The sequence below is a fragment of the Chryseosolibacter indicum genome (assembly GCF_018598585.1).
Taxonomy (GTDB): domain Bacteria; phylum Bacteroidota; class Bacteroidia; order Cytophagales; family Cyclobacteriaceae; genus Chryseosolibacter; species Chryseosolibacter indicus.
Genome location: NZ_JAHESD010000067.1, coordinates 19186 through 30206 on the forward strand (window position 1 = coordinate 19186; position 11021 = coordinate 30206).

The 11021-nt window shown below is 42.0% G+C and carries 9 protein-coding genes; 4 read left to right on the forward strand and 5 right to left on the reverse strand.

All coding sequences use genetic code 11. From position 1 onward, the window contains the following. Positions 1–27: 27 nt before the first annotated feature. From KK060_RS20850 to KK060_RS20870, 5 genes are all read right to left on the reverse strand, one after another. Complete coding sequence (locus KK060_RS20850; RefSeq protein WP_254155898.1) at positions 28–597, reverse strand: Crp/Fnr family transcriptional regulator; 570 nt, start codon at positions 595–597, stop codon at positions 28–30. Positions 598–827: 230 nt separating this feature from the next. Then, positions 828–3464, reverse strand: a complete 2637-nt coding sequence (locus KK060_RS20855; protein WP_254155899.1) for an ABC transporter permease — start codon at positions 3462–3464, stop codon at positions 828–830. Next, complete coding sequence (locus tag KK060_RS20860) at positions 3461–3790, reverse strand: PadR family transcriptional regulator (RefSeq protein WP_254155901.1); 330 nt, start codon at positions 3788–3790, stop codon at positions 3461–3463. Before KK060_RS20860 ends, KK060_RS20855 begins: the two co-directional genes overlap by 4 nt. Before the next feature lie 384 nt (positions 3791–4174). Further along, positions 4175–5095: a helix-turn-helix domain-containing protein gene (locus tag KK060_RS20865; protein ID WP_254155902.1), complete on the reverse strand. Its 921-nt coding sequence runs from the start codon at positions 5093–5095 to the stop codon at positions 4175–4177. A 24-nt stretch (positions 5096–5119) separates the two neighbouring features. Next, on the reverse strand, positions 5120–5995 hold the full coding sequence (locus KK060_RS20870; protein WP_254155904.1) for an SDR family oxidoreductase: 876 nt from the start codon (positions 5993–5995) through the stop codon (positions 5120–5122). A gap of 464 nt (positions 5996–6459) precedes the next feature. On the opposite strand from KK060_RS20870, the gene KK060_RS20875 reads away from it, so the two are divergent. The 4 genes from KK060_RS20875 to KK060_RS20890 all read left to right on the forward strand — a co-directional run. Then, positions 6460–7560 (forward strand): sensor histidine kinase, encoded by a 1101-nt coding sequence (locus KK060_RS20875; protein WP_254155906.1) that lies wholly within the window; start codon positions 6460–6462, stop codon positions 7558–7560. Then, a complete protein-coding gene (locus tag KK060_RS20880; protein ID WP_254155908.1) occupies positions 7557–8330 on the forward strand; it encodes a LytR/AlgR family response regulator transcription factor in 774 nt (257 codons plus the stop codon). The genes KK060_RS20875 and KK060_RS20880 overlap by 4 nt, the downstream gene beginning before the upstream one ends. 269 nt (positions 8331–8599) lie before the next feature. Then, complete coding sequence (locus KK060_RS20885) at positions 8600–9157, forward strand: hypothetical protein (RefSeq protein WP_254155910.1); 558 nt, start codon at positions 8600–8602, stop codon at positions 9155–9157. Between the two features lie 179 nt (positions 9158–9336). Beyond that, positions 9337–11021 (forward strand): ABC transporter permease (locus KK060_RS20890; RefSeq protein WP_254155912.1); only part of this gene is annotated, 1685 nt, incomplete at its 3' end.

Consider the following 11021-nt stretch of genomic DNA (forward strand, 5'->3'; position numbering starts at 1 on the left):
ATCATTTGCCATTTGGCAAAAAGCGCATTACTTCAGGTTCTTTCTGATCCGGCTCAGCGATGACTGGGTGATGCCCAGGTAGGATGCGATGTAAGCAAGGGGTACACGGTTCACAACGTTGGCATAGATTCTTAAAAACTTCTGGTAGCGCTCTGTGGCATCTTCTGTCACCAGTGGACTTCTGCGTTCTACTTTTTGCATCAGTGCTTTCGAAATAATTTTATTTACGATGGTGTCCCATCCAACGATTGTATTCAGAAGCTCTTGCCAATCTTTTTTATTAAAACAGATAAACTTGCAGTCTGTTACAGCCTGCACGTAAGCAGAAGCGCAAATCTCGTTATCGAAACTTTCAAGGTCTACAACAAGATTGTTTTCTTCAATGAAATATTTAGTGATCTCCTCGCCCTTGTTGTTGTAATAGCAAACCCGGGAAACGCCTTCAACAAGAAATCCTACTTGTCGCGCAATCTTTCCTGCCTCAGAAAAATACGCATCTTTTTGAAGTTGCAATTCCGTTGCTTTGCTGGTGATCAGGTCTATTTGCTGCTGATTTAAATTGCCAAACTGCAGAACATAGTTTATGAGTTCTTTCATTACAGCAATTTACCCTATTTCTCACATCGCAGATTTGCCATTTGGCAAAAAAGCCTATTATTTGGCAAAAAAGCCTATTTAGTTATTGTTTAACATACACTGGTGAATGCCAGGCAAATAATTCAGAGATCATTTTCTAAGGGTTCAGCAGTCCGGCAGGATACAATTTGATAGGTATCGGCAATGACCCAAGCCCTTCTTCTGAATGAGAAGGGCTTGGCCTGCCTGAATCACTCAACCCGTAAATTATCAACAGGATTTGTATTCGCCGCCTTTAGTGTTTGGGATAAAATTGTAGTCATGCCCAGCAATAACATGATCGATAGACTAATGATAATTTCAACTGCACCGATGGGAACGTTGTAATACTGCGCGGTAAGTAGCAGCCAGTTCATAAAGAAATACACGGTTGGAACAGTGATGATACTTGCGATTACCATGAGTATGATAAAGTCTTTAGATAACATGTAGACGAGACTTTCGGATGAGGCACCCATCACTTTTCGGATGCTTACTTCTTTTACCCGATTTTTTATGGCGAATACAACAGTACCTAAGAGTCCAAGGCATGCTACTACGATTGCCAGCAACCCAAGAAATCCCCAGATCTTCACAATCATAAAATAGAACCCATAGGCATCGCGAATCTGATCGGTCAGAAACTGTGCTTTAAACTTGTCGCCTTCACCAACAACTTTCCATGCGGCTTCCATTTCTGAAAAAGTCTGACTTATATGAGTTGATTCCAGTTGGAGATTGGCATAAACAAAATCGCCTGGCTTATACTCGAAGAAGAAGTTTCCAATGGGAGAGGTCAGGTTTGAATAATGGAAATCTTTCACGATTCCGGCAACACGTACTTCCCTTTTATCAGGCAAGATGATGGGTTGGCCGAGAGCTCCATAAACGTCATCCGGACTGAGTTTTTTTGCAAATACTTCATTGATAATTATAAACCGTACGTTCTGGGTAGAGTCGTTGGAAAAGTTTCTTCCATGTAACAGGGTGAGGCCCATGTTCGCGATAAAGTTTTCATCAACGGACATCTTACTTGCTTCTATTGAATCCGATTTTTCAGTCTGCCGCACATATAACCCCGGCGCCTCTCCGGCACCAAGAGCATGTGACGACATAGAAACTGTCTGAACAAAGGACAGCTTTTCAAATTCATTTTTCACCAACTGCGCATCTGCCTTTTGCAGCTCTACATTGAGCATGTTCTCCTGATCAAATCCTAAATCATAGTTCACGGAGTAACGATATTGTTGTACCATAATCACCACTGCCATGATAAAACCAAGAGACAAGATAAATTGCATGGTGATCACAAACCTGCGAATAGAAAACCGAGATCCTTTTTTTGTTTGCAGCTCTTTGCCTTTGAGTGCAGTGATGGGAGTAATCTTAGCAAAGTGGAGCGCTGGAACAATACCCGAAACAAAACCAACAAGGACAGCAAAGGCTATAAAACCCGCATACGTTCCCAACGTAGGGTCCAGATCGACGAGATCCGTTTCACCTGAAATTGCTAATGCTTCATCGCGAATGAGCTCAAAGAAAAAATACGAGAGTGACAATGCAAGGAGCATAATGATCGTACTTTCCAGAACGAACTGCATAAAGATTTGTCTTTTATGTCCACCCATCACTTTACGCACACCGATCTCTTTCATCCGCTTGAGCGCTTGCGATATCGCAAGGCTGACATAGTTGGTGCATGCTGCGAGCAGGATAATGAAGGGAAGCAACCCATTGAGCACCATCGACTCGTAGCTCCATCCATGACCAATATTGTTGGAAAGCTCAGGCCCAGGCACAATTTTATCGAGCCGCTGAAGTTCGAACGTCGCCCTGAACTCATCAGTTTTGTATTTTTCTTTTGCTATTCTATTGAGAAAATCTTCAATGGGAGTAGGGCTGGCGTTGGGAGCGAGGAGGAGATAGGTGTATGAATTGAAGAAATTGTTCCATTTCTTTTCATCGTCCGTAAAGCTGGCGCCATAATGCGATGTAAGTGTTGAGAATGAAACCAGCGCCTCAAATTTCATGTGTGAGTTCTTGGGTATATTTTTAGCGACACCGGTGATCATGACTTCACCGAACGGTTCGATAAAGGCAAGTTCACCAATTGGGTTTTTTGAACCGAAGATCTTGGTGGCTGCAGCCTCCGTGATCACCATAGTGTTAGGCTTGGCAAGTGCAGTGACGGAGTTACCCTGTAGCAGCGGGAAGTTAAATATCGAGAGATAATCGGCGTCAGCAAAATATCCTTTTATAGGAATTTTGTTTTCGCCATAGCCCACATGGTGGTTGAGCGATCCATGAATGCGAACTACTTTTTCCACGCCACTAAAATTGTTATTCAAAAGTTGAGCAGTACCGATGGGAGCGGAGGCAAATGACGGATTTTCGTTTCGGTCCTGAACGTGTGTTATTACTCTGTAGATACGCTCACCATTTGGATGAAAGTTATCGAATTGATACACGAACACAACCATGGCGACAAAAAGCAGGCTGAGCGACATGCCCACTGCCAAACCAAAAACATTTATTGTTGTAAAGAACTTGGTTTTCGACAGATTGCGAATAGCGGTCTTAAAATAGTTTTTGAACATAGCAGGGTTAAATTGACTGTATGAAAAATGATGATAGGCTGCGTTTCTTTTACGTTTCACAATTGCGTATGAAAAGATCAGCGAAACAACGCGCCGCCAATAATTCAATTTTGCTTTAAAGAGGTTGTGGCGCTTTACATCCTCGTAGAAAAGTTCTTCAACGTCGCCGTGAATATCTTCAATAGAGGCACTCTTGCAATACCACAGGAAAATCCTGTCGGCAAGTTTAGGGGGCTTTATTTCATTGCTCATTTTGAAGAGGATAAAGCAGGTTTGGCCGTTACCCAAAGCTGATCTCGCAGGTCTTTTATTTCCTGAAGTGCTGATTTTCCACTTTTTGTTACCTGATAAAAGCGCTTTCTTCTTCCTCCGCGTTCCTGTGTAGGTTCACCCAGGGAAGAAGTCAGATATCCTTTTTCTTCCAGCCTGGTGATGGTTGAATGAAGTGATCCGATACTAATGTCTCTTTTCAACCGCTGTTCCATGAAGTTCTTAATGCTTACACCATAGGCATTAGTTGTTAATGAGGCAACTGTCAATAGGACCAGTTCCTCGAACTCGCCAAGATATTCCTTCATTTTAATATATGAGTTTTGCCTTATTTATTGATGTTAAGTACAAGAACGGAAAAAACACTTATATGTTTCTTATTTTCAGAAGAAATAATTTAAAAAATATTTGCTTCAATTATTTCCTTGTCAGATTGAACGGAAAAAGGTAAGGTTTAGGAGGCAATCTACCCTTCCCCTGACAGACTCATCGCTGTCGTGCGCAACAACGTCTTTCTACAAATTAATCAGGGATCACAGACGACATCGTCAAATGATCCCTGGTAATATAAATATCAAGTTCGGTATCAAGACTCATGCGTGGTTGGTGCAATCGACAAAAATCTTCGTTATAAGTTTTGAGCGCTTGCTTGAAACTGTCTTCCTTTTTATCAGGACTCATCGCGTTAATTCTCAATTAAACGACTGCCTGAATTCCACGGGCGATTGATTGGTTTTGGTTTTAAAGAATTTGCTGAATGACTGCGGATGTTCAAAACCCAACTGATAGGCGATTTCACTGATCGATAAATCCGTTGTAGAGAGCTTCTCCTTAGCCTTGTTAATAAGCTTTTCGTGTATATGTTGTTGCGTGTTCTGGCCGGTTAAAGCTTTGAGTAAGCTTCGAAGATAGACGGGTGAAACGTTCAGGTTGTCTGAAATAAATTGGACGGTAGGCAGCCCCTCGCGTATCAAATCTTCATTATCGAAATATTCAGTCAGCAGTTTTTCAAGACGTTCAAGAATATTGTGATTCGATTTTTTTCTTGTAATGAACTGGCGATGGTAGAACCTTCCGGCGTAATTCAACAGCACTTCAATTTGAGAAATGATAATCTGCTCGCTGAACTTGTCAATGTTTAGTTGATACTCATGTTTGATCTTTTGTGCTATCTCGTCCATGGTTTTCTCTTCCTTTTCGGATAGAAACAAAGCTTCGTTTACTGAATAATCAAAGAATTCATATTGCCTGATCGATTTGGCGAGTGATGTTCTCCAAAAAAAATCCGGATGAATAAGCAACATCCAACCCGTGAGCTTCTTTCTTGCACGCCGGTTGTTTTCGATTTTTAATAGTTGATTGGGTGCCATAAAAAACATGACACCCTGATCAAAATCATAGGACTGCTGTCCGTAATACATTTTTCCTTCTATTCCCCTTTTGATGGAGATAAGATAGAAATCAAATATCAGCGAAGGTTCATCATCAATATCTGATCTTTTAATTTTTGAATAGTCGACTAAGCTGATCAGTGGATGCTCCGGAGCAGGCAAGCCACGGAGCTTGTGATACTCACTGATAGTTTTTATTCGCAAAGGTTTTATTGCTGACATAAATCTTTCGACCAAATTATAACCTTAAAAATAATTTTTGCGCATGTCTTCCAATAAATCCAAATGCATTGGTTTCCAACCTAATTGTTCCTGGGTTTTCAATGACGACGCCAGGCAGTCGAATGCTATAAACCTACTCATCCAATCGAAATGCTTATTAAGTTCCTCGCCTGACACAGAGCCTACGGGTAGGTTTAATTTCTCACCGATCAAACCGGCAATTATCTTCAATTCAATACCATTGTCACCCACTGCGTTATACAGGGCGCCACGCGCTGACTTCTCCATTGCTAACTGGAAAACTTTTGCAGCATCGAGACGATGTACCGCAGGCCAGCGGTTTTCACCATTTCCTGGATAAGCGGAAATCTTATTCCTGAGCGCCTGCTGAATAATAAATGGGATAAAGCCCTTGTCGCCCTTATCGTGAACGGATGGAGGTAAACGAACTATTGATGTATTAATACCTTCTTGTGCCCACTTCAACGCTGTCCCTTCCGAACTGCGTGCTGCGTTTGTTGCAATACTCTCTTCGGTAGTAATTCCATCAATGGCCGGGAGTCCCAAAATTCCAGCAGCTACGACCATTGGTTTGCTTGTACCTCTGAGTGCTTCGCCCATTACATCAATGGCAGCTTTTTCAACTTCATTTGCTCTCGCATACTGCGTAAAGTCATGGATAAATGCAGTATGAATAATTGCATCTGCTAATAGAGCTCCTTCTTTTAAACTATCTAAATTTTCAAGATTCCCCATGAGCACAGCTGCACCCATCTCTTTGATCTTGTTTGCAGATTCCTCGTTGCGGGCGAGCCCGATTACCTGGTGCCTCGCCTCAATTAATGTCTTAACTACAGCTGAGCCTATAAAGCCTGATGCGCCTGTTACAAATACTTTCATTTTATTTTTTGTTTGATCAATCACAAAATTGGTCTGATTGCGAAACATGGACGTATTCAATACGATGTTTGTTGTAGTCAAAACGAAAGGTAGGCGTTGTTGCAGCCAGTTGATTAATGCTGAAAGGAATGCGCTGAACTTTGAAGCAAGCTTCGGGGTAGTAATAAGTTTTTTTTCTCAAAAGCCCGTAATAGTAATCAATAAACGACTGCCTTGCTATTCATTATCATTACAAAAAGGCTGTGATGATAATAATAGTAAACTCCTCAAGGGTTAAAATAGGGTAAGACTTTTTTAAATATTCGCGACGGGCGTTTACTTCGTTCAAGATGTTGTTCCTTCATACATTTCGGAAGTGATTCAAAGACGAAAAAACGGCATTGAGCAAAGAAATTTCACTATTCAGAAACTTTTACTTCCAATAGAGGTGCACCAAATGACTGCTTGCTGTACCTTGCCAATTCATGGATGACTTAAGGCAGGCTAAGATAAGTTTTAGCAGGGCAATCTATCTGGCCCTCACTGTGCTTTGCATCTATTATCCAATTACAATTGCAGCCAACATTCCCTTCGAGCATCTGAAGAACATCCGTTTTCTTGCGCTGCCTGCCGTTGTACATTTCGTATTTTATGCGCTGCTGATCATCGCTATTGACCGCCTTGTCGATGGCCTGGAAAATTGGATCGGTCCACATGCACTTGAACTAAAAATCCAGACAATTATATTGTCCATTGTTGTTGCTGTGATAGCCGTAATATTATCACAATTTCTCTTCAAAATCAGTTCGAGAATATGGCTCATGGTAACAGAGTCTATGAGCCGGAGAGAAGTTCAGGATTTTGGTCTAAGACCACGAATGTTGTTGTGGAATGCAGTGGGTCGAACAAATTATGCGCTTACTTTTGTCATCTCTATTTCTATATTCTATCTGATCCTGAATCGTAAGTCGAATTCTAAGATACGCCAAATGGAAATTCAGACACAAGAGTTGATGAAAGAGAATGCCATAGCCCAGTTTGAGGCTTTGAAGAGCCAGGTGAGTCCGCACTTTCTTTTTAACAGCCTTAGTATCCTGTCATCGCTTGTGCATGTAGATGCGAACCTCTCAGAAAAATTTATCGATCAGCTTTCCAAAGCCTACCGCTACATCCTGGAACAGAAGGACAACGATACCGTTTCGTTAAAAACGGAGCTGGACTTTCTGGCTTCTTATGCATTTCTGCTGAAGATCAGGTTTGAAAACAAGTTTGATGTGAAGATATTCGTTGACGATAACCAGGCGGAGAAATATTGTATTGCGCCGTTAACCCTGCAAATGCTCATCGAGAATTGCGTGAAGCATAATCGCATGTCAGAAAAAGAACCTTTAATTGTTGGAATCGCTATAGATGAACTTTACCTGGTTGTTACAAACGCAGTAAGGCCGAGAAGTGAGACGGAAAGTGTTACCTCAACAGGGATTGGTTTGTCTAATATAAAAAACCGTTATCAGCTTCTGAGTAAACGTCCTGTGCTGATTAATGAGGTTGCCGGATTGTTCACTGTAAAAATTCCGCTGCTATGAATGTAGTCGTAATAGAAGATGAGCGGTTAACAGCACAGCGTTTGATTTTGCTGGTGAAAAAGTACGATCCGTCAATTCACGTATTGGCTGAAATCGCTTCTGTATCGGAGGCAGTAGCATGGTTTAAAACCAATGGGACGGTAGTTGTTGATCTCATCTTTATGGACATCCATTTGGAAGATGGCGATAGTTTTCAAATAGTCAGTAGATTGGACTTAAAGACGCCTATCATTTTTACCACGGCCTTTGATGGATATATGGTGAAGGCATTTAAGGTCAACAGCATTGACTACCTGCTGAAGCCGATCAATTATGAAGAACTTGTTGCAGCGATGGATAAATTTAAGGTCCTTCGACTCAACAATAGGGTTGCACCCGTTGATATCAAGTCCATAATCCATCAGTTAAGTCAGCAGAATAATCCCCAGTTCAAGGATAGGTTTATGATTACTGTCGGGACGAAGATCCGATCAATTAAGACAGAAAACATTGCTTACTTTTATCTCGAAGAAAAAACTGTTTTACTCGTTACCAGCGATGGTACAACCCTTCCTGTCGATTACAGTCTTGATAAGCTGATACAGGTTCTCGATCCGAAACAGTTCTTTCGAATAAGCAGGCAGTTTGTTGTATCACTGAACGCGATTCAAATGGTGCACGCCATCAGCGCAGGCAAGCTCAAACTCGACTTATCGCCAAAGACAAAGCAGGAGGTTGCTGTGAGTATTGACAGAGCATCAGACTTCAAAGTGTGGTTGGGAAAAGATTGAAAGGCACGTGGGGCGTTCGAAATCCTAATTGTCCCTTCATGCGTTCGACCATGCCCATCCAAATTGTGTTGTTGTTCAAAAAGAAAAGGGGCACGCAATACTGCCCGACATATGTTTCAAGCCACTCCGGAATTTGATTGCACTGCACATCCAATTTGCTTCATGTCTTGAAATACGTCATTCAGCTTACTCAATCGGGTACTCGGGAAATTAAGCTGTTTGTTGACCTCTCATTTGCGTTAGATCAAGCAAACAAACACAAGCGCAAAATGAAAACATTCCCTTTACTATTCATCACACTTACTACTTTTAACACAGCGATTGAAGCAAAAGCACAGACTATGGTGGCAGTTGTTGAAAAATCACCTTCAAGCTTCGAGATCCTTTATTCCGCGCCTGAAGAAAAAACAGTGAACGTCATCATTGTCGATAAATATGGTAATCAGTTGTCAACCTGTACTGTCCGAAATACCAGTAACTTTAAGATGCCTGTTGTGCTTGCTAACTTGCATGAAGGCGAATATCATGTGATTATAGATAATGGCGGCGAAGTTTTGAAGAAGGCTTTGTCCTTCAGGCAACCAGCTCCTATTCGTGCGCATGTAACGAAACTTACTGAAGACAGGTACCTTGTTCAAATTTCAAATGATGGGACAACACAACCTGTTACTATATCTGTCTATGATGGACGCTCAAACCTTATTCAAATCATCAGTGACAATGTAGCCGGGCAGAGAGCAGTATTATTAAAAATGCAGGGCGTTCAGGGCACTCCGACTTTTAAAGTAAGTGATCCTTTGGGCTTGTGCCAGGTTATTTACAATTAGAATCGTGTGGTTTTAAGTTGACAAAGCCATCACTTTTCAGAAGCAAAAAACCGGGAGTCAAAGTTCAAACGCTGGCATTCAGCAAGGTTCTTTTTATTCAGAAGTTCTTTATCAATCTTTTTATGAATTATTCATATCAAATCATGATTGGGAGCTACATTAAAACATCATTTCGCAGTATGAAGCGAAACAAGCTGTTCACAACAATTAATATTGTTGGTCTTGCCATCAGCATGTCGGTTGGGCTGTTGCTGATTGCTTTCATGCACGACCTGTTGTCGTACGATAAGTTTAACGAGAAGGGCGATCGGATCTATCGCATCACTAACGTAGTTGATACTCCTCGCGGTAAAGGCAAATTTGCAACCACGTCCATTAAAACAGGAAAGCTGATCCGTGAGAAGGTCGCTGGCGTAGAAGAGGTAACTATTTTGAGAAATGATTTTTCTGATGACGCGATCCTGGGAGATCAAGTTATTCCGATTAAAGGTTTATGGGCAGAACCCTCCCTATTCAGAATCTTTACATTCCCGATGCTGAAGGGTAACCTTGCTACCGCACTGCAAGCGCCTTACTCGATCGTTCTTACGGAGTCTGCCGCCAGCAAGTTATTTGGAAATGAAGATGCGCTAGGCAAAGCAATTAAGTTCGATACGCTGGATTACCAGGTAACAGGTATCATGAAAGATATCCCATTCTTTTCCCACCTCCAGTTTGAGGCGTTGGTCTCACTGTCGACAGCAGAACAACTTAATAAACACGACGCGCGTTTTGAAGAATGGAAAAGTATGTCTTCAAACTACGTCTATCTTCTGCTTCAGGAAAATGCAGATGTGGCAATCGTTCAGTCACAACTAGACACTATTGCGAGGCAGGAGAACCGTGCAGCAGAAGACATTGAGATCGAACTCGAGCTTCTTCCTCTAAGTAGAGTGGTAGTGGGAGAACCCTTCCATCGCTCCGAGGGAGGTCCTCCGTCTTCAGGTCCTCATGCATCACCGGTAGTGATCTGGATTCTATTCGGGCTAGCGCTCGTTGTGATATTGTCGGCTTGTTTTAATTACACCAATCTTTCCATGGCACGTGCCATGCATCGATTTAAAGAAGTAGGACTCCGCAAAGCGATAGGGGCAGGTAAGCTCCATGTTCAGCAACAGTTTTTGGTTGAGGCGATTATGATCTCCCTGGGCGCTCTTTTCCTTTCATACTTTATGTTTCTCGTATTGCGACCACAAGTCATCGGCATGGCCCCGGAGATGCAGCAGATGGTGAAACTGGAAATTACACCATCTATGGTCACGACGTTCATCGCTTTTTCGGTGATTGTTGGTACAATTGCCGGGTTAATTCCTGCCCTGTTCTTTTCGAAAGTAAGTGCAATCCATGCCCTCAAAAATGTATTGTCAGTGAAAGTATTTAAACAGCTAACGCTCCGGCGCACGCTGGTGGTCATTCAATATACAGTAACATTAATCTTTATCACCACCACCACGGTCGGTTACGTGCAGTATAAGAACATCCTTTCCTTTGACCTGGGATTCAATACTGAAAACATTTTGAACATCAATATGCAGGGGAATAACCCTGATGTGTTGATGGCGGAACTGAATGCAGTGCCCGAAGTGACTGCGGTATCGAAGTCACTGATCATCAGCAGCGTTGGTAATGCCTTGGGTGGATTTATGAAGTACAAGGATTCACACGATTCAGCACTGGTTCTCATTAACCATGTTGACGAAAATTATCTGGCTGTTCATGAACACAAACTGATAGCCGGAGGAAATTTCATCGCACGTCCCTCAACAGCCGATGGTGCCACTGAACTGATCGTTAATGAACAAGTTTTAAAACGATTAAATATAGC

Bases quoted from the DNA above. Each gene is read 5' to 3' on its own strand.
- KK060_RS20850 (WP_254155898.1), bottom strand. From the start codon at position 597: ATGAAAGAACTCATAAACTATGTTCTGCAGTTTGGCAATTTAAATCAG.
- KK060_RS20855 (WP_254155899.1), bottom strand. From the start codon at position 3,464: ATGAGCAATGAAATAAAGCCCCCTAAACTTGCCGACAGGATTTTCCTG.
- KK060_RS20860 (WP_254155901.1), bottom strand. From the start codon at position 3,790: ATGAAGGAATATCTTGGCGAGTTCGAGGAACTGGTCCTATTGACAGTT.
- KK060_RS20865 (WP_254155902.1), bottom strand. From the start codon at position 5,095: ATGTCAGCAATAAAACCTTTGCGAATAAAAACTATCAGTGAGTATCAC.
- KK060_RS20870 (WP_254155904.1), bottom strand. From the start codon at position 5,995: ATGAAAGTATTTGTAACAGGCGCATCAGGCTTTATAGGCTCAGCTGTA.
- KK060_RS20875 (WP_254155906.1), top strand. From the start codon at position 6,460: ATGGATGACTTAAGGCAGGCTAAGATAAGTTTTAGCAGGGCAATCTAT.
- KK060_RS20880 (WP_254155908.1), top strand. From the start codon at position 7,557: ATGAATGTAGTCGTAATAGAAGATGAGCGGTTAACAGCACAGCGTTTG.
- KK060_RS20885 (WP_254155910.1), top strand. From the start codon at position 8,600: ATGAAAACATTCCCTTTACTATTCATCACACTTACTACTTTTAACACA.